The sequence below is a fragment of the Ruegeria sp. AD2(2025) genome, from assembly GCF_056542385.1.
Genome location: NZ_JBQFZS010000010.1, coordinates 143,189 through 167,297, shown reverse-complemented (window position 1 = coordinate 167,297; position 24,109 = coordinate 143,189). Strand labels below are relative to the sequence as shown.

Annotated in this window: 26 protein-coding genes; 10 read left to right on the top strand and 16 right to left on the bottom strand. The window is 62.8% G+C overall.

Features of this window, described 5'->3' with window-relative positions; translation table 11 throughout:
• Positions 1 to 7 precede the first annotated feature (7 nt).
• From ACR1XV_RS17965 to ACR1XV_RS17945, 5 genes are all read right to left on the bottom strand, one after another.
• Positions 8 to 841: an FAD binding domain-containing protein gene (locus tag ACR1XV_RS17965; RefSeq protein ID WP_480533838.1), complete on the bottom strand. Its 834-nt coding sequence runs from the start codon at positions 839 to 841 to the stop codon at positions 8 to 10.
• Between the two features lie 139 nt (positions 842 to 980).
• The gene (locus ACR1XV_RS17960) at positions 981 to 2,066 is read right to left on the bottom strand and encodes an MHYT domain-containing protein (RefSeq protein ID WP_480533879.1); all 1,086 of its coding nucleotides are present in this window, start codon (positions 2,064 to 2,066) and stop codon (positions 981 to 983) included.
• 105 nt (positions 2,067 to 2,171) lie between these two features.
• A complete protein-coding gene (locus ACR1XV_RS17955; RefSeq protein WP_480533836.1) occupies positions 2,172 to 3,710 on the bottom strand; it encodes a tripartite tricarboxylate transporter permease in 1,539 nt (512 codons plus the stop codon).
• A gap of 10 nt (positions 3,711 to 3,720) precedes the next feature.
• Positions 3,721 to 4,152, bottom strand: coding sequence for a tripartite tricarboxylate transporter TctB family protein (locus ACR1XV_RS17950; RefSeq protein ID WP_480533834.1), 432 nt, complete (start codon positions 4,150 to 4,152; stop codon positions 3,721 to 3,723).
• Positions 4,153 to 4,232: 80 nt separating this feature from the next.
• On the bottom strand, positions 4,233 to 5,201 hold the full coding sequence (locus ACR1XV_RS17945; RefSeq protein WP_480533832.1) for a Bug family tripartite tricarboxylate transporter substrate binding protein: 969 nt from the start codon (positions 5,199 to 5,201) through the stop codon (positions 4,233 to 4,235).
• Positions 5,202 to 5,351: 150 nt separating this feature from the next.
• On the opposite strand from ACR1XV_RS17945, the gene ACR1XV_RS17940 reads away from it, so the two are divergent.
• Genes ACR1XV_RS17940 through ACR1XV_RS17930 form a run of 3 tightly spaced genes read left to right on the top strand, consistent with a single transcriptional unit; the run spans position 5,352 to position 8,441 of the window.
• Positions 5,352 to 6,023, top strand: coding sequence for a response regulator transcription factor (locus tag ACR1XV_RS17940; protein ID WP_480533830.1), 672 nt, complete (start codon positions 5,352 to 5,354; stop codon positions 6,021 to 6,023).
• Positions 6,016 to 7,413 carry a sensor histidine kinase gene (locus ACR1XV_RS17935; RefSeq protein WP_480533828.1) on the top strand — a complete coding sequence of 466 codons (1,398 nt, stop codon included), beginning with the start codon at positions 6,016 to 6,018 and terminating at the stop codon, positions 7,411 to 7,413. The genes ACR1XV_RS17940 and ACR1XV_RS17935 overlap by 8 nt, the downstream gene beginning before the upstream one ends.
• Entirely contained in the window at positions 7,410 to 8,441 is a 1,032-nt protein-coding gene (locus ACR1XV_RS17930; protein ID WP_480533826.1) for an ABC transporter substrate-binding protein, read from the top strand. Before ACR1XV_RS17935 ends, ACR1XV_RS17930 begins: the two co-directional genes overlap by 4 nt.
• Positions 8,442 to 8,444: 3 nt before the next feature.
• On the opposite strand, the gene ACR1XV_RS17925 is transcribed toward ACR1XV_RS17930, so the two are convergent.
• Genes ACR1XV_RS17925 through ACR1XV_RS17915 form a run of 3 tightly spaced genes read right to left on the bottom strand, consistent with a single transcriptional unit; the run spans position 8,445 to position 11,943 of the window.
• Positions 8,445 to 9,956 carry a heme biosynthesis HemY N-terminal domain-containing protein gene (locus ACR1XV_RS17925; RefSeq protein WP_480533825.1) on the bottom strand — a complete coding sequence of 504 codons (1,512 nt, stop codon included), beginning with the start codon at positions 9,954 to 9,956 and terminating at the stop codon, positions 8,445 to 8,447.
• A gap of 10 nt (positions 9,957 to 9,966) precedes the next feature.
• Positions 9,967 to 11,175, bottom strand: coding sequence for a COG4223 family protein (locus tag ACR1XV_RS17920; protein ID WP_480533823.1), 1,209 nt, complete (start codon positions 11,173 to 11,175; stop codon positions 9,967 to 9,969).
• Positions 11,176 to 11,229: 54 nt separating this feature from the next.
• Positions 11,230 to 11,943 (bottom strand): uroporphyrinogen-III synthase, encoded by a 714-nt coding sequence (locus tag ACR1XV_RS17915; RefSeq protein ID WP_480533821.1) that lies wholly within the window; start codon positions 11,941 to 11,943, stop codon positions 11,230 to 11,232.
• A 97-nt stretch (positions 11,944 to 12,040) separates the two neighbouring features.
• Here ACR1XV_RS17915 and tsaD point away from each other — a divergent pair, with 97 nt between their 5' ends.
• From tsaD to ACR1XV_RS17895, 4 genes are read left to right on the top strand one after another with little or no spacing between them, the layout of a single operon-like run.
• Complete coding sequence (gene tsaD / locus ACR1XV_RS17910) at positions 12,041 to 13,135, top strand: tRNA (adenosine(37)-N6)-threonylcarbamoyltransferase complex transferase subunit TsaD (RefSeq protein WP_480533819.1); 1,095 nt, start codon at positions 12,041 to 12,043, stop codon at positions 13,133 to 13,135.
• Positions 13,132 to 14,094 carry an NAD(P)H-dependent glycerol-3-phosphate dehydrogenase gene (locus ACR1XV_RS17905; RefSeq protein WP_480533817.1) on the top strand — a complete coding sequence of 321 codons (963 nt, stop codon included), beginning with the start codon at positions 13,132 to 13,134 and terminating at the stop codon, positions 14,092 to 14,094. Before tsaD ends, ACR1XV_RS17905 begins: the two co-directional genes overlap by 4 nt.
• A gap of 1 nt (position 14,095) precedes the next feature.
• A complete protein-coding gene (locus ACR1XV_RS17900) occupies positions 14,096 to 14,365 on the top strand; it encodes a YciI family protein (protein ID WP_480533815.1) in 270 nt (89 codons plus the stop codon).
• Positions 14,365 to 14,787 carry an EVE domain-containing protein gene (locus tag ACR1XV_RS17895; protein ID WP_480533877.1) on the top strand — a complete coding sequence of 141 codons (423 nt, stop codon included), beginning with the start codon at positions 14,365 to 14,367 and terminating at the stop codon, positions 14,785 to 14,787. Before ACR1XV_RS17900 ends, ACR1XV_RS17895 begins: the two co-directional genes overlap by 1 nt.
• A 191-nt stretch (positions 14,788 to 14,978) precedes the next feature.
• On the opposite strand, the gene ACR1XV_RS17890 is transcribed toward ACR1XV_RS17895, so the two are convergent.
• Together ACR1XV_RS17890 and ACR1XV_RS17885 are read right to left on the bottom strand one after the other, a co-directional pair.
• Positions 14,979 to 15,320 (bottom strand): DUF2853 family protein, encoded by a 342-nt coding sequence (locus ACR1XV_RS17890; RefSeq protein WP_480533813.1) that lies wholly within the window; start codon positions 15,318 to 15,320, stop codon positions 14,979 to 14,981.
• 116 nt (positions 15,321 to 15,436) lie between these two features.
• Positions 15,437 to 16,312, bottom strand: a complete 876-nt coding sequence (locus tag ACR1XV_RS17885; protein WP_480533811.1) for a LysR family transcriptional regulator — start codon at positions 16,310 to 16,312, stop codon at positions 15,437 to 15,439.
• Between the two features lie 89 nt (positions 16,313 to 16,401).
• On the opposite strand from ACR1XV_RS17885, the gene ACR1XV_RS17880 reads away from it, so the two are divergent.
• On the top strand, positions 16,402 to 17,475 hold the full coding sequence (locus ACR1XV_RS17880; protein ID WP_480533809.1) for an L-dopachrome tautomerase-related protein: 1,074 nt from the start codon (positions 16,402 to 16,404) through the stop codon (positions 17,473 to 17,475).
• A gap of 38 nt (positions 17,476 to 17,513) precedes the next feature.
• On the opposite strand, the gene ACR1XV_RS17875 is transcribed toward ACR1XV_RS17880, so the two are convergent.
• The 3 genes from ACR1XV_RS17875 to ACR1XV_RS17865 all read right to left on the bottom strand — a co-directional run bounded on the left by ACR1XV_RS17875 (position 17,514) and on the right by ACR1XV_RS17865 (position 20,082).
• Positions 17,514 to 18,260: an extensin-like domain-containing protein gene (locus tag ACR1XV_RS17875; protein WP_480533807.1), complete on the bottom strand. Its 747-nt coding sequence runs from the start codon at positions 18,258 to 18,260 to the stop codon at positions 17,514 to 17,516.
• Positions 18,261 to 18,273: 13 nt separating this feature from the next.
• Complete coding sequence (gene ahcY, locus ACR1XV_RS17870; RefSeq protein ID WP_480533805.1) at positions 18,274 to 19,662, bottom strand: adenosylhomocysteinase; 1,389 nt, start codon at positions 19,660 to 19,662, stop codon at positions 18,274 to 18,276.
• Between the two features lie 102 nt (positions 19,663 to 19,764).
• On the bottom strand, positions 19,765 to 20,082 hold the full coding sequence (locus ACR1XV_RS17865) for a hypothetical protein (protein ID WP_480533803.1): 318 nt from the start codon (positions 20,080 to 20,082) through the stop codon (positions 19,765 to 19,767).
• Between the two features lie 207 nt (positions 20,083 to 20,289).
• Between ACR1XV_RS17865 and ACR1XV_RS17860 the strand changes: the two genes are divergently transcribed.
• Positions 20,290 to 20,886, top strand: coding sequence for an HD domain-containing protein (locus ACR1XV_RS17860; RefSeq protein WP_480533801.1), 597 nt, complete (start codon positions 20,290 to 20,292; stop codon positions 20,884 to 20,886).
• A gap of 32 nt (positions 20,887 to 20,918) precedes the next feature.
• Here the strand turns inward: ACR1XV_RS17860 and ACR1XV_RS17855 are convergent, their stop codons facing one another.
• The 3 genes from ACR1XV_RS17855 to ACR1XV_RS17845 all read right to left on the bottom strand — a co-directional run bounded on the left by ACR1XV_RS17855 (position 20,919) and on the right by ACR1XV_RS17845 (position 22,585).
• Entirely contained in the window at positions 20,919 to 21,302 is a 384-nt protein-coding gene (locus tag ACR1XV_RS17855) for a hypothetical protein (RefSeq protein WP_480533799.1), read from the bottom strand.
• A 21-nt stretch (positions 21,303 to 21,323) separates the two neighbouring features.
• Positions 21,324 to 21,878 carry an ActR/PrrA/RegA family redox response regulator transcription factor gene (locus ACR1XV_RS17850; protein ID WP_480533797.1) on the bottom strand — a complete coding sequence of 185 codons (555 nt, stop codon included), beginning with the start codon at positions 21,876 to 21,878 and terminating at the stop codon, positions 21,324 to 21,326.
• Between the two features lie 86 nt (positions 21,879 to 21,964).
• Positions 21,965 to 22,585, bottom strand: coding sequence for an SCO family protein (locus ACR1XV_RS17845; protein ID WP_480533795.1), 621 nt, complete (start codon positions 22,583 to 22,585; stop codon positions 21,965 to 21,967).
• 90 nt (positions 22,586 to 22,675) lie between these two features.
• Between ACR1XV_RS17845 and regB the strand changes: the two genes are divergently transcribed.
• On the top strand, positions 22,676 to 24,067 hold the full coding sequence (regB, locus tag ACR1XV_RS17840; RefSeq protein WP_480533793.1) for a sensor histidine kinase RegB: 1,392 nt from the start codon (positions 22,676 to 22,678) through the stop codon (positions 24,065 to 24,067).
• Positions 24,068 to 24,109: the final 42 nt, after the last annotated feature.

Genomic DNA, 24,109 nt, shown 5'->3' with positions numbered 1-24,109 from the left:
CCTCCCCTCAACCCGCGCGGCTTTGCGCGCGGTCGATGGCGCGGCGCAGCATCACGGCGGCCACATGTTTCTTGAATTCGACAGGTCCGCGGTTGTCGGCAACGGGTTCGATCGCATCCAGCATCGCAGCAACGCAGCCGTTCACATCGCCATCAGCCAGCGCAGCGCTTGCACTTTCGGACCAGACCGGCGTGTCGGCCAAATTGGTCATCGCGACCGAGGCCGTTCCGTTGCCCACCATCACGGCGGCGGCGGCGGTGGCATAGTCACCGATCTTGCGCTTTTGCTTTTCATAGGCCTGACCGACACCGGCACCCGGCACCGGGATCGAAATCCGAGTCAGGATTTCCTCATCCTCACGGGCGGTGAAATACGCAGCCTCGTAAAACTCCCGCGCGGCGACACTGCGGGACCCATCGGGGCCGGACAGATCGAATGTCGCGTTCAGGCATTGCATCAGCCCCGGCATGTCATTCCCCGGATCGCCATTGGCCACGTTGCCGCCAACCGTCCCGACATAGCGCACCTGCGGATCAGCGATCTGCAACGCCGCCTCGCGGATCAGCGGAATGGCCGAGGCGAGGCCATCATGGGTGATCAGCTCATGCTGCGTGACCATCGCGCCAAGGGTCACGGTGTCGGACCCGACCTCGATGCCTTTCAATTCCTCGATGGCCTGCAGATCGACAAGATGGCCCATCTCGGCCATGCGCAGTTTCATCATCGGGATCAGGCTGTGCCCGCCCGCGATCACGCGCGCCTCGTCTCCGTGTTCCTGCAGAATGCCGATGGCCGAGGCGATGTCGCCTGGCCGGTGATACTCAAAACCGGCTGGTATCATATGTTTCCTCCCTGGGTCCGGGCAGTATGTCTTGGGGGACCTGCAGCCAGCAGAGGATGCGGGGATCAGCCATTCCAGCCAACGGAAACAGGGCGCGCAGCTTGTTTCACGAAATGCGAATGGGCTGCACGAACTGCGATCAGAGACCCAACGCGTCGCGGATATCGGTCAGCCGCGACCGGCTGACCGGCACTTTGGGCAGGGCGTCTATCCCGTCGAAATAGCAGGTGCCATTGTCCTTGTGCCGTTCGAAGCTTGAGACATGACGGGGATTGACCAGATAGCTTCGATGGGCGCGCAGGAACCCGTCAGGTTGCAGGCGGGTTTCGGCCTCAGTGATCGACCACGGGCAGAACAGTTTCTCAGACCCCATGTAGAGGACGGTGTAATGCCCCTCGGCCCGGATGGCGGCGATGCGGGCGGATTCAGCAAAGAAGGTCTGGCCTTCGCGCTCGAACGGGACACCGGCGCGCAGGGCTGCGGGTTCGGGCGCAGGGGTGGGCTGTGCGGGGGCCTCTTTCGGCTCGACGAAGGAAATCCCGGTCAGCAGGAAGGCCCCGCAGATCAGAAAGACCGAGACGGTGACGCCCATGGCCAGAACCTGATTGTCCAGCGCCGGGCCCGCGCCGCCGGGGCTGTCGCTGGCAATGAAATCGGTCAGGCCGGTGGCGACGAAATGCATGGTGAACACCGCCAGCCCGAAACAGACCGTGCCCAGCAGGATGTTGCGCTGGGTCCGGTTGCCATAGGCCACCCAGATCGCAGCAACCGACAGGATCACCGAGGCCAGCGTCGACAGGACGACATCCAGAGCGTTGTAGACCGGGCGGCAGAGCTGCATCCCCGCCATGCCGATATAGTGCATCACCACGATGCCAAGACCGACGATCACCCCGGCCCAGACCATGGTCTGAACCGTGCGCAGCCGGAAATGCAGCAGCAGCAGCGCCAGCCCCACCATCAGGATCGCCACCAGCGCCGAGATCAGCGTGATCAGCGCGTCGTAATAGAACAGGATCGGCAGCTGCAGCCCCAGCATGGCGACGAAATGCATCGACCAGATGCCGCCGCCCAGCACGACCGCCGCCAGCGCCACCACCAGCTTGCGCCGCTGGCTATCCAGCCGCGACGCGCCATGGGTCAGGTAAAGACCGGTAAAGCCCGCCATCAAGGCAACGGCCAACGAGGCCGCCACAAGCCAGGCGTTATGCGAATAGTCCAGCATTTCGGTCTGCACGCCCTCCCCCGGCGTGAGCAGACGTTAGCAAACGGATTTGACGGGAACAATCGGAGTTTGGGGCCGCCAACTGACGGACGGCCCCAACAGTAATCAGTCGCTGATCGCGCCTTCTTCGTCGCGACGCTGGTGCATCCTGGCCTTCAGGCGCGCGCCCACGATCAAGGGTAGGACGAAGCCGATGATCGCGATCGCCCACAGACCGATGGACAGCGGGCTGTCGATCAGGGTCCACCAGTTGCCGTTGTCGATGGTGACGGCGCGGCGCAGGTTGTTCTCCATCGAGTTGCCCAGCAGCGTGCCAAGGATGATCGGCACCAGCGGCACGTCCAGCTTGCGCAGAACCCAGCCCATGACGCCGAACCCGATCATCACCAGCAGATCAAAGCTGGACCCCGAGATGCCGTAGATGCCGACAAAGCTGACCATCGCCACGATCGGCATCAGAATGCGCGAGGGCACCATCAGCACGCGGGTGAACAGGCCCACCATCGGGATATTCATCGCCAGCAGCATGAAGTTGGCAATGAACAGCGCCGCAATCAGGCCCCAGACCACATCCGGGTTCTGGGTGAACAGCAGCGGCCCCGGCGTGATGTTCAGCGCCAGCAGAACCGCCAGCAGCACGGCTGTGGTCCCCGATCCCGGCACGCCCAGCGCCAGCATCGGCACCAGGGCGCCGCCAGCAGCGGCGTTGTTGCCGGCCTCGGGCGCGGCCACGCCACGGGGATCACCGGTGCCAAAGGTGTTCTCTTTATCGACCAGCCGTTTCTCCATCGAATACGAGATGAACGAGCCCAGCGACGCGCCCGCCCCCGGCAGAACACCGGCGATGAAGCCAAGGAAGGACGTCCGCAGCATGGTCGGTGTGCATTTCTTGACCATCGACAGCGGCGGATAGAGGCGACCAATGTTCAGCTTGCTGCTGGTGGCATCCGACCCGCCGTGGCGGTGTTCAAGGAAGATGAACACTTCGGACAGGGCGAACAGGCCCACGATGGCCACAAGGAAATCCAACCCGTCATAGAGATGGACCTCGCCAAAGGTAAAACGCGGCACGCCGGTCTGCGTATCGACGCCGATGGTGGCCAGCCCCAGACCCAGGGCAGCGGCGAAGGCCGATTTCGCCTGATTGGTCGAGGACACGCCTCCCAGCGTCATGAACGCCAGTGCGAAAAGGGCGAAATACTCGGCCGGGCCGAACAGCAGCGCGATCTTCACCAGCTGCGGCGCAAGGAAGATCAGGCCCCATGTGGCCAGAAACGCGCCTACGAAGGATGCGATGCCCGACAGCGACAGCGCCTCACCGGCAAAGCCCTTTTTCGCCATTGGATGCCCGTCGAGACAGGTCATCATGGCGGGCTCGTCCCCGGGGATGTTCAGCAGGATCGACGAGATCCGGCCCCCGTACATTGCGCCGTAATAGACACTGGTCAGCAGGATCAGCGAGGGCGTGGCCCCCAGCCCCAGCGTAAAGGCTAGCGGGATCAGGATGGCCACGCCGTTCGACGGGCCAAGACCGGGCAGCGCGCCCATGATGGTGCCCAGAAAACAGCCCAGCAGGGCCAGCATCAGGTTCTGCCATGTCAGCGCGATGGCAAACCCGTCGCCAAGAGATGCAAGAGTTTCCATGTTCTATTCCTCAGAACCCCAGCGGGCCACGGGCCAGCGACAGGCCCAGAACCAGATGGAAAATGACGTAGATGCCCAGCGAGGTGCCAATGCCGACGATGACGCTTTCGATCGGGCCCGAGCCCAGACGCCAGGCCAGATAGGCGGCAGCAAAGGCGGTGGCGATAACAAAGCCCGCGATGGGCAGGAACTCGGCATAAAGGATCATCACGACCACGGCCGCGCCGACTTCGACCAGACGGCCCAGCGTGGGCCATTCGGGTTCGGCATCCGGGCGGATGGCGATGACAAGGCTCGACAGGCCCAGAATAGCGGCGATGATCAGGGGGAAGGCCTTGGGCCCGACGGCATCGGACAGAAAGCTTTCCTCGATGGCCAGCGCCGAGATGGCAAATCCGATGGCCAGCAGCAGTCCGACGACCCCGAAGATACGGTCACTCATCGGTGTCTCCTATTTTTGCGGGTAAATCTGGTGATCCCGGGCGCGGCAAGACAAGGCCGCGCCCGGGTCTTCGTGAGTGGTTACTTAATGATCCCGATCTCTTTCGAGATGGTCTGAATCTGCCCGACAGATTCCGCCACGAAGTTCTGGAAGTCAGCGCCCTGCAGGTCCAGCGGGGCCAGACCGTTTGCGGCCATGACCTCTTTCCACTCGTCCGAGGCGTACAGATCACCGATCTTGCCGACCCAGTCGCCATAGGCGTCGTCGGTCATGCCGCCCGGAGCGTAGAAGCCGCGCCAGTTGGCCCCAATTGCATCAACGCCCTGCTCTTTTGCAGTCGGGAAGTCGGCGAACTCACCGGGCAGGCGGTCGGGGGCCAGGACGGCGATGACCTTGATGTCACCGGAATCCACGAAACCCTTGGCCTCGGAAATGTCACCGGTAAAGGCCTGAACCGAACCGGCCAGCAGCTGCGTCACGGCCTCGCCACCGCCATCAAAGGCGATGTATTTGACCGAACGGACATCCTCGATGCCATAAGCATTGGCGGCGATCAGCACCTTCAGGTGGTCCCAGCCACCCACGGCCGAGCCACCCGCGACCGACACGGCGGTCGGGTCGGCTTTGATCTGATCCAGCAGTTCAGGCAGCGTGTTGACCGGGCTGTCGGCCGCGACGGCAATCACGCCATAATCGGCACCGATGGCGGCCAGCCAGCGGACCTGATCCATGGTGTTGCCGGGATACGCGCCCTGCGCCAGACGGGTGGCGGTTGCGGCACTGGCGGCCACGATCAGCTCATTATCTTCGCCGCGCTTGTTCACAACTTCTGCAAAGGCCACACCTCCGCCGCCACCGGCGAGGTTCACCACCTGCATGGTCTGGTCGATCAGGCCCAGATCCTGCAGCGATTTACCCACCTGGCGGCAGGTGAAATCCCAGCCGCCGCCGGGGTTGGCGGGGGCGATACATTCCTGTGCACTGGCAGCTACGCCGGACAGGGCAAAGACAGCAGCCGCAATTGCGCCACTGGTTCCAAACAGTTTCATTCGTTCCTCCTCCTAGGGTCTTTTTGGGCCGCGCGCGCGGCCGAAACCGATCCCTGCCACGGTCGGGGTCTTTCGTGCGGGTCCGTTCTGTGTAACGATAAACCTGTCACGAACCTGTCACGCCAAACTGACCAAGGGGGCGAGGGGGATATGCGCGTTCTGATGATCGAAGATGCCGAGGATCTGGCCGAGGGTGTGGTCGCCCATCTGGCGCGGTCCGGCGTCGTCTGCGATCTGGCCACCACGGTCGAGGCGGCGCAGGATTTCCGCGCGGTGCAAAGCTATGACGCCATGCTGCTGGACATCAACCTGCCCGACGGGTCGGGTCTGAACTTCCTTGCCAAGATCCGCGCGTCGGGCGACCGGACACCGGTTCTGATGCTGACGGCGCTGACCTCGGTCGAGGATCGCGTGGCCGCGCTGGACAAGGGGGCCGACGATTATCTGGGCAAGCCTTTCGATCAGCGCGAGCTTGAGGCCCGGCTGCGCGCGCTGGTACGCCGCGATGCGGATCGCAAGACCGAACAGGTCACGCTGGGGCCCCTGATCTACGCCCCCAAGGACCGCAGCGCCACGCTGGACGGCAAGCGCCTGAACCTGACCGCGCGCGAGGCCGCCGTGCTGGACGCCCTGATCCGGCACGAGGGGCAGTATATGTCCAAGGCGCGGCTTTACGATTCGCTCTATGGGTTCGAGGACGCCGATGTTGGCGAAAACGCCATCGAGCTGTATATCGCCCGGCTGCGCAAGAAATTCTCGGGCAGTGCCGTAAGCATCACCACCCAGCGCGGGGTGGGATATCGGATCGGGTTGGATGGGTAGCCTGCACCTGCCCCACAGCCTGACGGCCCGCGTGCTCAGCGCCGTGGTGCTGATCCTGGTGCTGGGCGGGCTGCTGGTAGCGTTGTCGATCTGGGCCAACGGTCGGCTGGCAGCGCGGCAGGCCTATGACCGACTGCTGCTGGGCGCGGCCAGCGACATCGCGGAATCGGTACGCATTCAGGACGGCGCACCGGTGGTGGACCTGCCGGTTTCGGCATTTCAGCTGCTGGCGCAGGCGCCCGAGGACCGTATCTACTACGCGGTTCAGGTGCCCGGCGGCCCCTTCATCACCGGGCTGGACCGCGACACGGTGATCGACGCCCCGCCCGCCACCGGCACCGCGCCGCAATATTTCGCCGCCGATCTGAATGGCGAGCCCGCACGGTTCGTCCGCGTGGCGCGGCTGTTTGCCGAACGTGATTTCTCGGGCGAGGTCGAGGTTCTGGTCGGTCAGACCCTGCGCGCGCGCCATTCGATGACCGCTGGGCTGATGCGCGACGCGCTGTTGCCCATGGCACTGGCCGGAGGGCTGCTGGTCATCATGTCGTGGTTCGTCACCCGCTCGGCCCTGCGCCCGCTCGAGGCGCTGTCGGATGATCTGACCGGGCGCGACCCGTATGATCTGACGCCGATGCCCAGCGCCGGATTGCCGCGTGAATTGCAGGTGATGCTGGGCGCGATGAACCGGTTCATGGGGCGGCTGGACCGGCAGGTGGATACGATGCGCAACCTGATCGCCGATACCGCACATCAGCTGCGCACCCCCGTCGCCGCCATCCGCGTGCAGGCCGAGATCGCACAGGACGACCCCGACGCCCCGGCCCGCGCCCGGGCGCTGGATCGGCTGCTGGGCCGGACCCGGTCGCTGGGTACGCTGCTGGATCAGCTTCTGTCGCGCGCCATGGTGATCCACCGTATCGACAGCGCCCCCCGCCGCCCCGTTGATCTGCGCGAGGTGGCGCTGGAGATCGTCGAACAGCGCGATCACGAGGTCATCGCCCCCGGCGTCGAGGTCCGGCTGGAGATCGGCGAACAGCCGGTGCTGGTGCGGGCCGATGCCTTTTCCATCGGCGAGGCGGCCAAGAACCTGCTGGGCAATGCGCTGCGGCACGGGCAGCCTCCGGTCGGCATCGGGGCCGAACTGGCTGGGGGTCGCGCCGTGCTTTGGGTGCGCGATTGCGGGCCGGGGCCGGACCGGGCGATTGCCGACCATCTGGGCGCGCGGTTCAACCGCAACGCAGGCTCGGGCGAGGACAGCACCGGGCTGGGCCTGTCCATCGTGAAATCCACCGCCGAGGCCTTTGACGGCACGGTCGAAATGGCCAGCGACGACCGCGGCTTTCGCGCCGCGCTCAGCTTTCCGGCGGCATCGGAAGGAGGCGCCTCATGATCCGGCTTATCGGTCTTTTCCTGCTGACCCTGACAACCGCTGCACGGGCGCAGGAAGATACGGCACAGTTTGGGCAAGGCCCCGAGGCGATGCTGGTGCGCTCGACCACCGACATCGCCATCATCCGCCCGGTGATCGAACGGTTTGCGGCGTTGAACCCGAACCTGACCATCACCTACGAGCAATGGGGGTCAAACGCGCTGTTTCAGCACAGCCGGACGGCCTGCAGAACCGGCGAAGGCGCGGCGGATGCGGTGCTGTCTTCGGCGGTGCAGCAGATGGTGTGGCTGGTCAACGCGGCCTGTGCCAGCCGCTATAGCTCACCCGCGACGCAGGCGTTGCCGTCCGCCCGCCGCTGGCGGGACGAGCTGTGGGGGATCACGACCGAGCCCGCCGTCATCGTCTACAACAAGGACGGGCTGAAGGATCACGAGGTTCCGCGCAGCCGCTTTGCCCTGCTGGACGCGATGCGCACCCAGCCCGAATTGCTGCGCGGGCGGGTTGCCACCTATGACATCGCCGCCTCGGGCCTTGGATATCTGTTTGCCTATGGCGACAGCCTTGAGGCGACGACCTTCGGCTCGTTGATTGAAGGCTTTGCGCGCATCGACGCGGTGGCCACCTGCTGTTCGGCGCGCATCATTGACGACGTGGCGCAGGGTCGGTTCCTGATCGCCTATAACGTGCTGGGGTCATATGTCGCCAGCGCCGAGGCCCCCGGTGTGGGTGTCATCCTGCCCGAGGATTACACGCTGGTCCTGTCCCGCGCCTACATGATCCCGCGGCAGGCCGGGAACATTCAGGCCGCCACCCGGCTGCTGGATTTCCTGCTGTCGCCCGAGGCGCAGGACCTGCTGGCCGCCTCGGGTCTGGTGGCCCGTCTGGACGCCGCCGATACCGGGCTTGCGCCCAGCGCCCGGCGGTTCATTCCGCTGTCACCTGCCCTGCTGGTCGCGCGCGATCAGAACCGGCGGGCCGAGTTGTTCAAGCTGTGGAACGACGCGTTCAACGTCGAAACCGCGCGCTGACGATCAGGCCTGCCGGGCGACATCATCCTGAACCGGTTCGGCCTGCGCTTCGATCACATCCTCTTCGGGTGCCTCGGCGGGGGTTTCATCCTCTGCCGCCTCGTCCGCGTCGGCCTCGTCTATCTCGGCCTGATTCTCAAGCGCGCCGACGATCAGCGGCAGCATGTGCACACCTGTTGCGCTGGCGATCTCAGGCGTTTGCGGGGTCTGCCAGCTGAGCGTGTCAAAGCTGTTGCAATTCTGGCAGACCGGCCCCCATTCGGGCTGAATGTCATGGCAGTTGTTGCACACCCATTGCGGACCGCGCGGCGCCGTTAGCGCCTTGGCCAGCCAGCCCTGCACCACCGCATCCGAGGCGCCCTCGCCCCGTTCGACCGCCGCCATCAGCGTATAGGCCCGCGCATCGGCCTGTTTCTCGACCAGATCGCCCAGCGCGCGACGGGCTTCGGGGAAATCCTCGGCCACGATGTTCAATTCGGCGCGGATCAGGCGGGTTTCCATGTGATCGGGGTGAATGCGGGTCAGGGCAGTGAAGCGCTTGATCCGCTGGTCCGGGGTTTCATCCGGCGCGATCTCGGCAAAGGCATGGGCCAGATCGGGATGCGGCTGCACCTCCCACGCCTTTTTCAGAATCTTGGTCGCGGCGCGGGGCTTGCCCTTGGCCAGATAGGCCCGTGCAGCCATCGCGGCGGCGGGCACTAGGTCGGGCGACAGGCGGTTGGCCTCGATCGCGTGCTCCTGCTGCTCGACCGTGCTGGTCTCATCCAGAATATCGCGCGCCTCGGACAGGGCCAGCACCGCGTCGCGGCGTTTGAACACGTCGCGTGGCAGATGGCCCGATTTCAGCTTGGCTGTCAGGGTCGAGCGCGCGCCCGCCCAGTCCTGCGCCTTGGTCTGCAGGGTCAGCAGCACGTCCTGTGTTTCCTCGTGCCGGGGCTTCATCGCCAGCGCCTTTTCGGCCAGTTTGCGGGCGGTGTCGTCATCGCCCTCGGCCAGTTTCTGCTTCATGATCCCGCGCACACCGACAAAGCGGGTTGCACTGTTCGTCACCAGCTTCTTGTAGGTCTCGGACGCCTTGCGCGTGTCGCCCGTCATCTCAGCCGCCTGCGCCACCAGCAGGTTGGTCAGTTCGGGCTTGTTCAGCAGCTTTTCGGCCTTGGCCGCCTTGGTCATCGCAATGCGCCCCTCGCCCGAGGCCAGCGCCATCAACCCATCCGACAGCGCCTGATACCCGCGCTGTTCGCGGCTGCGGTCGAAATAGCGCGACAGGGCGGTTTCATCGCCGTTGAGGAATTTCAGCGTTGCAATCAGCAGGCTGAGCAGTTTGAAGAACAGCCACACCGCCAGCACCAACACGCCCAGCGCGATCACCGATTGTAGCGGGCCCAGTGTGTATTCCGTGCCCGCGACGGTGATCTGCACCCCGCCGCTGGATTCCATCAGGAACCCGGCGCCCAGGGCCAGAAGGCCGATAATCGCAACAAAAACAAGGATTTTTAACAATGACCACAGCATGTCAGGCCCCTCAGTTCGAATTCGCGCCGGATGTCAGCGCCTGTGCGGCTTCCACCGCCGACAACCGCGTCTGGGCCGCCTGTTCCCACTCGGCCAAGGCGGCCCGCGCCGCCTCGGGCAGCGCTTTCAACTCGGTCAGCGCGGTGGCCACATCGCCATCGGCCAGCGCCGCCTGCGCCCGCGACAGAACCGCATCAGGGTCGTCGCCCTGCTGCGGCGTCACCGAACGCGCGCCGGTCTGGCGCTGCAGAAACGCCACCAGCCCAGTGCCTTTGTCTGCGTCACGCGCATCGGCCAGCGCCGTCCGCGCGACCGGTTCAAAAGACGCACGCAGGGCGGCCATCGTCTCGACCCCCTTCTCGGCCGGGTCCGACAGCGCAGCGGGCACATCGACCCCGCCCGCCTTCAACTCGCTCACAAGCTCATCATAAGGCTGGCCCGTGTCCAACTGGCCCTGCAGCCGCGACAGGATGGCGGTGTTGGTCGCCGCGCGGGCCTCGGATGCAGCCTTGGCCTCGAGCGCTTGTGCGTCCGAAACCATCTTTTCCACCTCGGCCCGCTGGGTGGCCAGTGAGTCCTGCAATTTCTTCAGTTCCGCCTCATAAGCCGCCACCGCGTCGGGCGAGGCCGCATCGGTGACAGGGCGCTTTTCCAACTCGGTCAGACGGTCGGCCAGCGGATCAACCTTACCGCCCAGCGCATCCAGGCCGGATTTGACCGTGCCAAGATCGGTCTCGATCGGGGTCAGCTTGTCGGTCAGGGCGGTGATCTGGTCCGACAGGCCCGAGATATCAGGGCTGTCCGACAAGCTCTTGGCCAGTTGGCTGAGTTGATCCGACTGATCGGCCAGCTTCTTCTCAAGCGCCGCGATAGTGTCGGTTTGGTCACCACCCTGCGACAGCAGGCCCCCATTGCCGACAACAAACCCGATCCCGGCGGCAATGACGCCCCCGATCAGCGCCGGGACAAAGCCGCCGCGCTTTTCCACGGTGCGCTCGATGATCTTTTCCTCGACCGGCGCGGGCGCAGCTTCGGCTTCGGCTTCGGCTTCGGCTTCGGCTTCGGCTTCGGCTTCGGAAGTTACCTCGGCAGCGGGCTCGGTCGTGTCAACCGAATCGTCCGCTTTATTGGGGGCGTTTTCAGCCCCGGTATCCTCGGTCTGTTCTTCAACATTGGGGTCTTCGACCGGTTCCTGATCGGGTTTTTTCTTATCAGCCACCGCCTTATTCCCCTTATTGATTCCAAAAACACATGAACAACAGACCAACCCAAGTTAATCCGCACCCGGCGCGCCCTCAACCCGCATCGCGTATTTCACAAGTTTTTTAACGGCTTTCTGCATCCGGGCCGGGGTCGGTTCGCGGGCGATGATCAACCGTTCGAAAGCCAGGGATTCAACGGGTTCCGCCGCCGCATCGCTGATCGCGACCAGCCACAGGGGGGCAGAGCCGGGCCAGACATTGGCAAATTGTCGCGCCGTGCGAGGTGAAAACAGTGGCACGATCACCGGCTCATCACCTTCGGCTGCGACCGAAGCCTCATCGCTGAGCGGCAGCAGGTGCTGCTGGTACACCGGCTGTTCGCGGGTGGTCAGGCCGGAACCTGTCAGTCGTTCCGCGATATTGCCGCGGCTGTGTTCGCCGCGCAGATGCAGCAGAGGGCTGGGGGGCCGCAGCCGTAGCAGGCCGGCCACAAGCTCTTCGGCTGTGCCGCCGATCATCTGCGCATCCCAACCCGCCGATCGCGCGGCCTGCGTTGTGGCCGGGCCCACGCACCAGGCAGGCAGCCCGCGATCGACGTCCAACGACGCCGCAGCCTGCACCCCGTTGGCCGAGGTAAAGATCAGCCCGCGCATATCGCCGGTGTCCACCGGCACAGCCAGCGGCCTGATGTCCAGAAGCGGGGAATAGAGCACCGAAACCCGGGACCGAACACTGTCGGGCAGCTGCGCAACGAACCTGTCCGAGGCGGCGCGAGGGCGGGTCATCAACAAATACAACGGTCGGTGCCTTCGGCCCTGGGATTGTTTGCGTCCGCGCGGGGTGCTACCCCGCCATAAGATCATGATGCAACGGATCAGGCCAATGGTGCAAACACTTACCGTCCTCGGGCTGGAAAGCAGCTGTGATGATACCGCAGCCGCCGTGGTGCGGGGGGCTGAGACTGGGGCGCAGATTCTGGCCTCGGTCGTGCATGGCCAGACGGACCTGCACAGCGCCTATGGCGGCGTGGTGCCCGAGATCGCGGCACGTGCCCATGCGGAAAAGCTGGATATCTGCGTAAAACAGGCTCTGACACAGGCGGATTTGACGTTGGCCGAGATCGACGCGGTGGCCGTCACCGCCGGGCCCGGCCTGATCGGAGGGGTGATGTCCGGCGTCATGTGCGCCAAAGGGATCAGCGCGGCAACCGGGCTGCCGCTGATCGGAGTGAACCATCTGGCAGGTCACGCGCTGACGCCGCGGCTGACGGACGGGATCGCGTTTCCCTATCTGATGCTGCTGGTCTCGGGCGGGCATTGCCAATATCTGATCGCCCACGGGCCGGAAAGCTTTACTCGTCTGGGCGGCACCATCGACGACGCGCCGGGCGAGGCGTTTGACAAGACCGCCCGTCTGCTGGGCCTGCCACAACCCGGCGGACCCTCGGTCGAGGCTGAGGCGCGCGCGGGTGATCCCAACCGGTTCCGCTTTCCCCGGCCTTTGCTGGACCGACCCGGATGTGACCTGTCGTTCTCGGGGTTGAAGACCGCGCTGATGCGGATGCGGGACCAGATCGTTGGTGAAAAAGGCGGGCTCACGCGGCAGGACCGCGCCGATCTGTGCGCCGGGTTTCAGCAGGCCGTCGTCGATACGCTGGCCGAGAAAACCCGCCGGGCGCTGGCGCTGTATCTGGCCGAAAAACCACCTGAACCGGTTGTCGCCGTTGCGGGCGGCGTGGCGGCCAATTCGGCTATTCGCGCCGGATTAGAGACTGTTTGTTCCGAGGCAGGCGCGCGGTTTATCGCCCCGCCATTGGCATTGTGTACGGACAATGCAGCGATGATCGCTTATGCCGGGCTCGAGCGGTTTCGCAGCGGCGCACGCGACGGGTTGGACTTGACCGCCCGTCCGCGCTGGCCCTTGGATCAGACCAGCCCGGCGATGCTGGGCAGCGGCAAGAAGGGGGCCAAGGCATGAGCGTTTCGGTTCTGGGCTCGGGCGCATTCGGCACCGCGCTGGCAATCTCACTGGCCAGGAACGGGCCGGTGACCCTGTGGGCGCGCGATGCGGAACAGGCCCGGTTGATGCAAACCACCCGCGAAAACGCGGCACGGCTGCCCGGCGTAACATTACCTGACCGGATTACCGTCACCTCGGACATCGCGCAGACCGCGGAAAGCGAAACGCTGCTGCTGTCGATCCCGATGCAGAAACTGCGCGGTGCCCTGCAGGACCATGCCCCGGTTCTGACAGGCAAGACGCTGGTCGCCTGCTGCAAGGGGATCGAGCTGTCGACCGGGCTAGGGCCGGTCTCGGTCATCCGGCAGACTGTCCCGGACGCCTGCCCTGCCCTGCTGACCGGGCCCAGCTTTGCCGACGACATCGCGCGTGGGTTGCCCACGGCGTTGACGCTGGGCTGTGCGGATGATGAAAAAAGCGAGCAACTTCAGCATCAGCTCAGCAGACCGAACCTGCGCCTATATCGCACCACCGATGTGATCGGGGCCGAGCTAGGCGGGGCACTAAAAAATGTCATGGCAATTGCCTGCGGTGCTTGCATTGGCGAAGGGTTGGGCGACAGCGCCCGCGCTGCCCTAATGACCCGGGGCTTTGCCGAGATGCAGCGATACGCCGCCATGCGCGGCGCGCGACCCGAAACCTTGATGGGGCTTTCGGGCATGGGCGATCTGGTTCTGACCTGTTCGTCTGAAAAGTCGAGAAACTATCGCTTTGGACTGGCTTTGGGGCGGCTGGACGAGTTTGATGCCGACACGACCGTCGAAGGTGTCGCGACAGCAAAAGCTGTGGCCGAAATTGCTGCGACCGAAGAACTGGACATGCCCATAAGCACGATAGTAGCAGAGATAAGTACCGGAGAATGCAGCGTTGGCGAAGCGATCGTCTGGCTGCTCAACCGACCCCTGAAGGAGGAATAACATGCTGATCGCCCTGATCGCGCGCGACAAGGCTGGCGCGCTGCAAACCCGGCTGGACAACCGCGCCGCCCATCTGGCCTATATCGAAGAGACCGGCGTCGTCGCGCAGGCCGGTCCGCTGCTGGACGGAGAGGCGATGATCGGCTCGCTGATCATACTCGACGTCGAGGATCTGGCCACCGCGCAGGACTGGGCCGCGAACGATCCTTATGCCATGGCGGGGCTGTTCGAGTCGGTCGAGCTGATCCCATGGAAACGGGTGGTGGGCTGATGGCCTATTGGCTGTTCAAATCCGAACCCTCGACCTGGAGCTGGGACCAGCAGGTTGCCAAGGGCGACGCGGGCGAGGAATGGGACGGCGTGCGCAACTATCAGGCGCGCAATTTCATGCGGCAGATGGCGGTGGGCGACCGGGGGTTCTTTTACCACTCGCAAAAAGACAAGGCGATTGTCGGCATTGTCGAAGTCTGCGCCGAGGCCCATCCCGACAGCACCACCGATGACGACCGCTGGGAGTGCGTCGACATCAAGGCGGTGCGCCCCTTCACCACGCCGGTCACGCTGGACCAGATCAAGGCCGATGAACGGCTGGCCGAGATGGTGCTGGTACGCAATTCGCGCCTGTCGGTGCAACCGGTGGCCGAGGCCGAATGGGCGGTGATCTGCGGGCTGGGCGAGACGCAGCCCGATTGAAGAAAAAAGGGAAGGTCCTGACGATGCAGAACCTTCCCTACCCCCCGCGTGCTCCCAACTCACCACACGCGTATGGAATTCAATGGCTCTGACCGTCCTGGTCTTTCCGTGACCTTAGCCCACAGAAGGCGGACGGTTCAAACACCAAGTCCTTAAATTACATCTCAAATCCAAGACGCCCGCCGGGGGCGTCAGCCATAGACCGACTCTTTGCCGAAATGCTTGGTCAGCATGTAATAGACCACGGCGCGGTATTTGTTGCGCTCGGACATGCCATAGGTCTCCATGCTCTTGTTGATCGCTTCCATCAGCTCGGGACCGTCCGACAGGCCCAGCTTCTTGATCAGGAAGTTGTTCTTGACCGTCTCAAGCTCACCCTCCTGGCTGGCCGCCACGGTCGAGGCGTCGGCGTCATAGATTGCCGGGCCGCAGCCGATCGTGACCTTGGTCAGCAGGTCCATATCGGCATCCATGCCGCATTTCGATTTCAGGTCTTCGGCGTATTTGGCGATCAGCTCGTCACGTTTTCCCATAAAGCATTCTCCCGTCAAACAGTCATTGCTGCGTTAAAATCAAACCCTTGGGGCAGGTGCGGAAAGCCTAGCCAGATCGGCGCGCCGCACAAAGGGAAAATTTCGGCGCTTTCCCCCTAAGCGCGGGCCTGAAACGCCTGCGTGGCCAGATCGGAGAAGGCGCGCACCTTGCGGCCCGGCGTGGCGTTGCCGGCGTGAACGAAGGCAATCGGCGCATCGGGTGCGCGCAAGGCGCCGGGCATGACCTCGCGCAGCAGCCCATGGTCCAGTTCGCGCTGCACCGCCAGACGGGATTTGACCGCAAGGCCCAACCCCTGCACCGCCGCCTCGGTCAGCATGTCCGAGTTCGATACGGCAATACGGGTGGGCACGGTCAGGCGGGTGCCGTCGCGCAGGTCGAACCGGGTCTGCCACGGCAGGCAGGCCCAGCGCATCAGGCGCAGATCCTCGACAGTCTGCGGCGTGCCGTAGCGGTCGCAAAACGCAGGCGCGGCGCAGATCAGGCGGTCATTGTCGCTCAACTTGCGGGCCTTCAGGGTGCTGTCGGCCAGCTGGCCCACGCGGATGGCGCAGTCGATGCCTTCATCCACCAGCGAGACATAACGGTCGACCGCAAGGAATTCGACAGACAGGTCGGGGTGGCGGGTCTGGAAATCCTCCATCAGCGGCATGATGAAGCGCGACAGGATCCAGGGCGACAGCGTCACCCGCAGATGCCCGCGCAGCGCGCCGGTGCCGCTGCCCGCGTCCAGTTCGGCGTCGCGCAGATCGGCCAGAACGGGCTCGATCCGGTCCAGAAAGATGTGACCTTCGTTGGTCAATTGCACGGTACGGCTGTTGCGGTGAAACAGCTTGAGGTTCAGCACATCCTCAAGCTTGGCAATGCGGTGGCTGACCGTCGCCGCCGAAACGCCCAGCGCCTTTGCGGCGGACCCCACGCCCCCGGTTTTGGCAACCGAGACAAAGGTGAGCAGGTCGTTCACGTGGTACATTCGAAAAATCCTGATGCTGGTTTCAGGATCAAGCCAGTTATCGTGAAAAATTTCAAATGGTATCTGAGCTGGTATCAGAGGAGGACCCCATGAAACACCTGTTCGCCATTTGCGCCCTTGCGCTGGCCGCCCCTGCAACTGCAGCGGAATTGGAAACCTATCTTGAGTTCGAAAAGGCCATGCCCCCGGGCAATCTGGCCATTGGCCCCGATGGGCGCATGTTCATGTCGGTGCATGAATTCTACGGCCCCGAATTGCGCGTGGTCGAGGTGATGCCGGACGGCTCCACCAAACCCTACCCGACCGAAGACTGGGCGCGCGCGCCGCAGGACGATGCGGATGGGCTGAACGGTGTGCTGGGGTTGCGGGCCGACCGCGATGGTATCCTGTGGATGCTGGATGGTCAGGGCGAGAACCAGACCGGGCGCATCGTCGGTTGGGACACCAATACCGAAACGCTGCATGCGATCTATTACATCGGTGCACCTGTCGCGCGCCCGACCTCGTTCCTGAACGATCTGGCCGTGGACCGCGATCATGGAGCGATCTATATCTCGGATACAGGCGACGGTCAGAACTCGGCCATTATCGTGGTTGATCTGGACACCGGGCGCGCGCGGCGGGTTCTGGAAGGCTCTAAATATACGATTCCCGAGGATACGCCGATGGTGATCGACGGGCGCGAGATCACGCTCGGCGGCAATCCGGCCAAGATCGGCATCAACCCGATCACCGTCGATCCGACCAACACATGGGTCTATTTCGCCCCGATGACGGCCAGCGCGATGTACCGCATCCCGACCGCCGCACTGCTGGATGAAAGCCTGTCAGATGCTGATCTTGAGGCGCAGGTCGAACGCTATGGCGATAAGCCGATCTCGGATGGTTCGACCGTAGATACAGGCGGCAATGTCTATATCACGGCGATGACGGATAATGCGCTGGGTGTGACCAAGCCGGACGGGACCTATGAGGTTCTGTTCCAGTCGGATGATGAATTGCCGTGGCCAGACGGGTTCTCGATCGGTGCGGATGGGTATGTCTATGCCACGATTAACGAGTTGCACCGCTCACCCGTTCTGAACAATGGCGAGGATGCCTCTAAGGGCATCTACAAGATCGTCCGGTTCAAATCGCTGTCTGACGCGGTCAGCGGACGCTAAGCGAAAACCCCGGTCCTGCTGATGCGGGGCCGGAAACCCTATCGGCAATAGCCCCAACCGGGGCCTTGCAGATGGAAGTGATCCGCGTGCAGACGATTGAAGTTCGGGCCAAGCACCACGCGGAACCAGTCGCAGGCCCCTTTTCCGATCCGGTGTAGAAAATCGGCCTCAGGCCCCGGCGTGGTCCAGTCCTGTAGCAGGCTAAGTGTCCTGCCATCCGCCAGTTCAACCCCCACGATATCGATGGAATCCGCCGTGGCGTGGCTGCTCCATCCGCTGTTTGCACCCTGCGCAGTGCGCATGCGGCGGCAATTGTAACTGCCGAGATGCCGCAACGCGCGCACCTCGATTCCCAACAGCTCGCGCGCGGCGGGTTGCACCACATGATGTTCCCACATCGCCAAACGCAGGGCGGTCGTACAGCGGGTCTCGACCCCGCTGACCCGGGCGCTGACCAACTGTGACAGCGTTCCCCGACCTGCGATGCCGCAATTCTGATCGACCACCAAATCCTCCATCTCCGAGAATGCTGCACCAGCTTGTGACAGCACCGCCCGGCACTGTGCCTCGTCCGCCAGCGCGCGGTTCAACTGGAATTTGGTGGCAGGTGTGACCGGGGCTGTCAGGGTCAGGTCCCGAAGGGGATTCCAATGCGCAGGAAGCGGGGTCTTGGGATGCGCCAATAGCAGATACCCGGCCGACCCAACAAGACATAGAAATACAATGATCGAAAAGAAAGACGCCGCCAGTTGCATCAACCGGCGGCGTCCAGAAGGTTTGGTCATACCCGACCCGCGATCAATAGCGGTAATGCTCGGGCTTATAGGGGCCTTCAGGTTTCACACCGATATAGGCCGCCTGTTCCGCATCCATCTGCGTCAGCTTCACGCCGATACGGTCCAGATGCAGACGCGCGACTTTCTCATCCAGATGCTTGGGCAGGATGTAGACCTTGTTTTCGTACTGATCGCCCTTGGTGAACAGTTCGATCTGCGCCAGAACCTGGTTGGTGAACGACGCCGACATCACGAACGAAGGATGACCGGTCGCGTTGCCGAGGTTCAGCAGACGGCCCTCGGAAAGCAGGATCAGACGATTGCCCGAAGGCATCTCGATCATGTCCACCTGTTCCTTGATGTTGGTCCATTTGTGGTTCTTCAGGCTGGCCACCTGAATTTCGTTGTCGAAATGGCCGATATTGCCAACGATGGCCATGTCTTTCATCTCGCGCATATGCTCGATGCGGATCACGTCCTTGTTGCCGGTGGTGGTGATGAAGATATCCGCCGATGCGACTTCGTCTTCCAGAAGGGTGACTTCGAACCCGTCCATTGCAGCTTGCAGGGCGCAGATCGGGTCGACTTCGGTGACTTTCACCCGGGCACCTGCGCCACGCAGCGAGGCAGCCGAGCCTTTGCCCACGTCGCCATAACCGCAGACGACAGCAACCTTACCAGCCATCATGGTGTCGGTGGCGCGGCGGATACCGTCGACCAGCGATTCCTTACAGCCGTATTTGTTGTCGAATTTCGACTTGGTGACCGAGTCGTTCACGTTGATCGCGGGGAACGGCAGGTGGCCGTCTTTCACCAGCTGATACAGACGGTTCACACCGGTGGTGGTTTCCTCGGACACGCCCTGAATCTGGTCGCGCATCTTGGTGAACCAGCCGGGCGAGGCCGCCATACGCTTGGCAATCTGCTTCTTGATCACCTCTTCCTCTTCCGAACCCGGAACGGGGATGATGTCTTCACCCGCCTCAGCGCGCGCGCCCAGCAGGATATACAGCGTCGCGTCGCCGCCATCGTCCAGGATCATGTTGGGGCCGTCTTCGAACAGGAAGGATCTGTCCAGATAATCCCAGTGCTCTTCCAGCGTCTGGCCTTTGATGGCAAAGACCGGAATGCCCGCATCGGCAATCGCCGCCGCCGCGTGGTCCTGCGTCGAAAAGATGTTGCACGACGCCCAGCGCACATCCGCGCCCAGCGCGACCAGCGTTTCGATCAGAACAGCGGTTTGGATGGTCATATGCAGCGAACCCACAATACGGGCGCCCTTCAAAGGCTTGCTGTCGCCGTATTCCGCTCGCAGAGACATCAGCCCCGGCATTTCGGTTTCAGCGATATCCAGTTCCTTGCGGCCAAAGCCCGCCAGCGAAATGTCTTTAACGATATAGTCCCCGGCCATCAGGTGCTCCACTCCGGTAAATCTTGATCCGGATTGCCCCTAGCATTCCTTCGGGCAAGTGGCAACGAGGATGGCCGGAAACGGGAACTTACGCCTTGATAATCAGCTTGGCGTACCCTCGACCTTGATCTTGGGGATCGCCTCGAAAAAATCAGTACCAACAGCGACAATACAACTGATGCCGTTGGGTTGCGTGACCAGAACGGTGTAACTTCCCGTCTCCTTTGAGGTCCAGACCTCCATCACAGATTGCGCGCCCCGAGATTTCTGCAATCCGCCAAAGGCCAATTCCTCGGCGTATTTGTCCTGCAGATTGGAAATCAGTTGATCGCGGACGGCACAGTTATTCTGGGCAAAAGCCGGCGGCGCGGTCGCGGCCATACCAAAGGTCAGGGCAATTCCAAGTAGACGCTTGAACATGACAAGCTCCTTTCGATACGAGTTTCGTTTCGAGAGGGGCGCAACTGGGAGGAGTCAGCGCCCCCCTCAGTCCTTGATGTCGGGATCGTACCGAACGGTTTCAAAGCACGAGTGCTCAAGAAAATGTTGGCAGCCGGTGATCCGGACAGGTACATCATAGCATAAAGACACGGATTTTATGTGTCCCACTTCACAAGGCATGGCAAAATGGCAACACAACCCCGCGCATGGCAGAGGATGCTGTCGGGCCGCAGGCTGGACCTGCTGGACCCGACGCCCGTGGATATCGAGATCGAGGATATCGCCCATGGCCTTGCCTTTGTGGCGCGCTGGAACGGGCAAACGGGCGGCGATTTCGCTTATTCCGTCGCTGAACATTCGCTGCTGGTAGAAGAGCTGTTTGGGCGGATTGCGCCCAGAGCACCCGTGAAATGGCGGCTGGCGGCCCTGTTACATGATGCCCCCGAATATGTGATCGGAGACATGATCTCGCCCGTCAAATCCGCCGTCGGCCCGGATTACGGCGCGCTGGATGATCGGTTGGCGGTGGCGATTCATATCCGGTTCGGGCTGCCCGCCGAGGTGCCGAAGACAGTGAAACGGCAGATCAAGAAGGCCGACAAGATCAGCGCCTGGATGGAGGCGACGCAGATCGCGGGGTTCTCCGAGGCCGAGGCGACGAAGTTTTTTGGTCGACCGGATAAAGCGGTGATGGAGGGGTTACAGATTAGGTTGAGACCGCCGGTTGAGGTAAGGCAGGCGTATGCGGAGCGGCATCGCGCATTAATCCAAAATATGGAATAACAGTTGACGTGGTTTCGGATTGGCGAAGTAAATCAGTGGGAAATGTAGAAATACCCTACAACCAACAAACCGACTAGAGAGAGCCAGCCGATAATCTGATAGAGAAACCTCAGCTTCTCGGCATTTAACTCGCTTACATCAATGTGCGGCTGAGATGATCGCTTCTGCTTGCTTCCGAGAAGACTGGGAAAAGCTGCCGTCAAAGCATGCACGATGCCAATCAGAGACAGCAAAGTACAAAGTACCAAACCAAAGGCGCTCGCCCATACGCCTGCGATGGTCCATGGTTCAGTCCAAGCATGAAAAACGACACCGCCCACAACAAGCAAAGACAATAGCGAGATGGCGCCAAAAACCAATGCACCCAGACGTTGCACCCAAGTTTCAGGCGCGGTTTTAGCTAGGAGTTGCAACACTTTCTGGGCTCAGTCAGTAGTCTACCGCGGACTGCGCTTCGCCAAAATCCGCTGCAATGTCCGGCGGTGCATGTTCAGCCTCCGCGCGGTTTCGGAAACATTCCGATCACACAGCTCATAGACCCGCTGGATATGCTCCCAGCGTACGCGGTCCGCGCTCATGGGGTTTTCGGGCGGCGGGGGCAGTTCGTCGCCTCTGGCCAGCAGCGCATTGGTGATGTCGGTGGCATCTGCGGGTTTGGACAGGTAGTCGGTCGCGCCGATCTTGACGGCGGCCACGGCGGTGGCGATGGCTCCATAGCCGGTCAGCACCACAACCCGGCTGTCGGGGCGTTTTTCACGCAGAACTTCGACCACGTCCAGACCGTTGCCATCCTCAAGCCGCAGGTCAACCACCGCATAGGCGGGCGGGCGGGCGGTGGAGATGGCGCGGCCTGCGGCGACGGAGCCTGCGGTTTCAACCTCGAACCCGCGCTTTTCCATGGCCTTGGCCAGACGTCTCAGAAACGGCTCGTCATCATCTACCAGAAGCAGCGATTTGTCGGGGCCGATCTCAAGCTGGGAACTGTCTGCCATATGTGGGTCTTTCCGCTATTTCATGCCTTTGGCTTAAACATGAGTAATAGCAGCGCCATTCCAAAGGTCAAACAACCCGTCGTACCCTAGAGCCGGTCGATAAAGCAGCCCACCTTGTCCGCCATCTGCTCGGCCGTGTCCTCACGCTTGAAGAATTCAAGAAATCCATCCCCGGGGGTGACCAGATAGGTAAAGGTGGAATGATCGACCAGATAATACTCGTCGCTTTTGTCATGGGCCTTGTAGTAGGTCTTATAGGCTTTGCTGGCCGCCTTGACCTGCTCGGGCGAGCCGGTCAGCGCGATCATGCGCTCGTGCAGGTTGAAGGCGTAATCGCCCATGACTTCGGGCGTGTCGCGGTCGGGGTCGATCGAGATGAACAGCGGCGTCACCGACTGGCCGCGCTCGGCCAGAATGTCGATCGCCTCGGCGTTGCGGGACATATCGAAGGGGCAGACATCGGGGCAGAAGGTATAGCCGAAATAGATCAGCGTCGGTTCGGTGATCACATCCTTGTCGGTCACGGTCTGGCCTTCGGCGTTGATCAGCTCGAACGGGCCGCCAATGGCTGCGGTGCCGCCCGCGATCTGGCTGGACCGGCATTGGGCGAACCGGTCATCCGATCCCGCGCCCCGGGTCAGCAGCCACATGGCCCCCAGCCCGACGGCCAGAACAACGGCGGCAAGTATGGCGTAAAGGCGGATCATGGCGGCGTTCCTCGCATGAGGGGTTATTGATCGTTTCGGCGCGGACACCTATCAACATGAGGGGCCGACGCAATAGGACATAATCGACCGATGACCGATTCCAATACCAGCCTCTGGCGCGGGCATGAGCGCAGTACCTGGATCAGACTGCGCACGCTGATCCTGCTGCGCTGGGTCGCCATCGTCGGCCAGATCACCGCGATCACCGTGGCGCAGCAATCCTATCACGTGCAGCTAGAGCTGGGCCTGTGCTATTTCGCCATCGGCGTCTCGGTCATGGGCAACCTCACGGCCATCCTGCTGTTCCCCGAAAACAAGCGCCTGTCCGAGTTTGAAAACTTCCTGATGGTGCTGTTCGACCTGCTGCAACTGTCCTTCCTGCTGTATCTGACCGGCGGGCTCAACAATCCGTTCGCCCTGCTGCTGGTCGGCCCTGTCACGATTTCCGCCAGCGTGATGAGCACACGCTCGACCCTGATCATCGGCGGGGTGGCGGTGATCCTGACCACTTTGCTGGCGCAGTTTCACCTGCCGTTGCGCACCGATCTGGGTCTGGTGCTGGACATCCCCGACATCCTGCTGTTCGGCAACTGGGCTGCGATCATCATCGCCATCGTGTTTCTGGGCGCCTATTCCCACCGCGTCAGCTCCGAGGTGCATTCGATGTCCGAGGCGCTGTCGGCCACTCATATGGCGCTGGCACGCGAACAGAAACTGACCGATCTGGGCGGCGTGGTCGCCGCCGCCGCGCATGAACTTGGCACGCCGCTGGCAACCATAAAACTCACCAGCTCGGAACTGATCGAGGAACTGGACGACCGCCCCGAGCTGAAGGAAGACGCCGCCCTGATCCGTGAACAGGCGGACCGGTGCCGTGATATCCTGCGCGACATGGGCCGGGCGGGCAAAGACGACCTGCATCTGCGTCAGGCCCCGCTGTCGGCGGTGATCCACGAAGCGGCAGAGCCGCATGTCGACCGTGGCACAGAAGTGCATTTCGCCGAAGGGCCGCTGCAGGACGGGGACGTGCAGCAGCCGTCGATCCTGCGCAAGCCCGAGATCATTCACGGGCTGCGCAACCTGATCCAGAACGCGGTGGATTTCGCCCAGACGCAAGTCTGGGTCGAGGCCGGGTGGACGGCAGACCAGATCACCGTCTGCATCATGGATGACGGGCGCGGGTATCCTTCGCATATCATCGGGCGGATCGGGGATCCGTTCATGCGTCGGCGGCGCGCCGACCGCAGCAGCCGCCCGGAATATGAAGGCATGGGCCTGGGCCTGTTCATCGCCAAAACCCTGCTGGAACGCAGCGGGGCCGAGCTTTACTTCGCCAACGGGGCCGACCCCTATCAGAACCTCACCGATCAGCCCGAGCGGCGCGGGGCCATCGTCAAGGTGGTCTGGCCGCGCAAGCTGATCGACGCGCAGACCGGCGATACCCCAGTGCCCTCGGGCGCGAACCAGCCGTTTCAGATCTGAGTTAAGACCCCGTTAACATTTCACCGGCATACAAGGCGCTGA

Coding starts and splice junctions, on each gene's coding strand:
- ACR1XV_RS17875 (WP_480533807.1), bottom strand. CDS start 18,260: ATGACCAAACCTTCTGGACGCCGCCGGTTGATGCAACTGGCGGCGTCT.
- ACR1XV_RS17960 (WP_480533879.1), bottom strand. CDS start 2,066: ATGCTGGACTATTCGCATAACGCCTGGCTTGTGGCGGCCTCGTTGGCC.
- ACR1XV_RS17940 (WP_480533830.1), top strand. CDS start 5,352: ATGCGCGTTCTGATGATCGAAGATGCCGAGGATCTGGCCGAGGGTGTG.
- ACR1XV_RS17905 (WP_480533817.1), top strand. CDS start 13,132: ATGAGCGTTTCGGTTCTGGGCTCGGGCGCATTCGGCACCGCGCTGGCA.
- ACR1XV_RS17935 (WP_480533828.1), top strand. CDS start 6,016: ATGGGTAGCCTGCACCTGCCCCACAGCCTGACGGCCCGCGTGCTCAGC.
- ACR1XV_RS17865 (WP_480533803.1), bottom strand. CDS start 20,082: ATGTTCAAGCGTCTACTTGGAATTGCCCTGACCTTTGGTATGGCCGCG.
- ACR1XV_RS17890 (WP_480533813.1), bottom strand. CDS start 15,320: ATGGGAAAACGTGACGAGCTGATCGCCAAATACGCCGAAGACCTGAAA.
- ACR1XV_RS17845 (WP_480533795.1), bottom strand. CDS start 22,585: ATGATCCGCCTTTACGCCATACTTGCCGCCGTTGTTCTGGCCGTCGGG.
- ACR1XV_RS17900 (WP_480533815.1), top strand. CDS start 14,096: ATGCTGATCGCCCTGATCGCGCGCGACAAGGCTGGCGCGCTGCAAACC.
- ACR1XV_RS17885 (WP_480533811.1), bottom strand. CDS start 16,312: ATGTACCACGTGAACGACCTGCTCACCTTTGTCTCGGTTGCCAAAACC.
- ACR1XV_RS17950 (WP_480533834.1), bottom strand. CDS start 4,152: ATGAGTGACCGTATCTTCGGGGTCGTCGGACTGCTGCTGGCCATCGGA.
- ACR1XV_RS17860 (WP_480533801.1), top strand. CDS start 20,290: ATGGCAACACAACCCCGCGCATGGCAGAGGATGCTGTCGGGCCGCAGG.
- ACR1XV_RS17880 (WP_480533809.1), top strand. CDS start 16,402: ATGAAACACCTGTTCGCCATTTGCGCCCTTGCGCTGGCCGCCCCTGCA.
- tsaD (WP_480533819.1), top strand. CDS start 12,041: ATGGTGCAAACACTTACCGTCCTCGGGCTGGAAAGCAGCTGTGATGAT.
- ACR1XV_RS17965 (WP_480533838.1), bottom strand. CDS start 841: ATGATACCAGCCGGTTTTGAGTATCACCGGCCAGGCGACATCGCCTCG.
- ACR1XV_RS17945 (WP_480533832.1), bottom strand. CDS start 5,201: ATGAAACTGTTTGGAACCAGTGGCGCAATTGCGGCTGCTGTCTTTGCC.
- ACR1XV_RS17955 (WP_480533836.1), bottom strand. CDS start 3,710: ATGGAAACTCTTGCATCTCTTGGCGACGGGTTTGCCATCGCGCTGACA.
- ACR1XV_RS17895 (WP_480533877.1), top strand. CDS start 14,365: ATGGCCTATTGGCTGTTCAAATCCGAACCCTCGACCTGGAGCTGGGAC.
- ACR1XV_RS17915 (WP_480533821.1), bottom strand. CDS start 11,943: ATGACCCGCCCTCGCGCCGCCTCGGACAGGTTCGTTGCGCAGCTGCCC.
- ACR1XV_RS17850 (WP_480533797.1), bottom strand. CDS start 21,878: ATGGCAGACAGTTCCCAGCTTGAGATCGGCCCCGACAAATCGCTGCTT.
- ACR1XV_RS17925 (WP_480533825.1), bottom strand. CDS start 9,956: ATGCTGTGGTCATTGTTAAAAATCCTTGTTTTTGTTGCGATTATCGGC.
- regB (WP_480533793.1), top strand. CDS start 22,676: ATGACCGATTCCAATACCAGCCTCTGGCGCGGGCATGAGCGCAGTACC.
- ahcY (WP_480533805.1), bottom strand. CDS start 19,662: ATGGCCGGGGACTATATCGTTAAAGACATTTCGCTGGCGGGCTTTGGC.
- ACR1XV_RS17930 (WP_480533826.1), top strand. CDS start 7,410: ATGATCCGGCTTATCGGTCTTTTCCTGCTGACCCTGACAACCGCTGCA.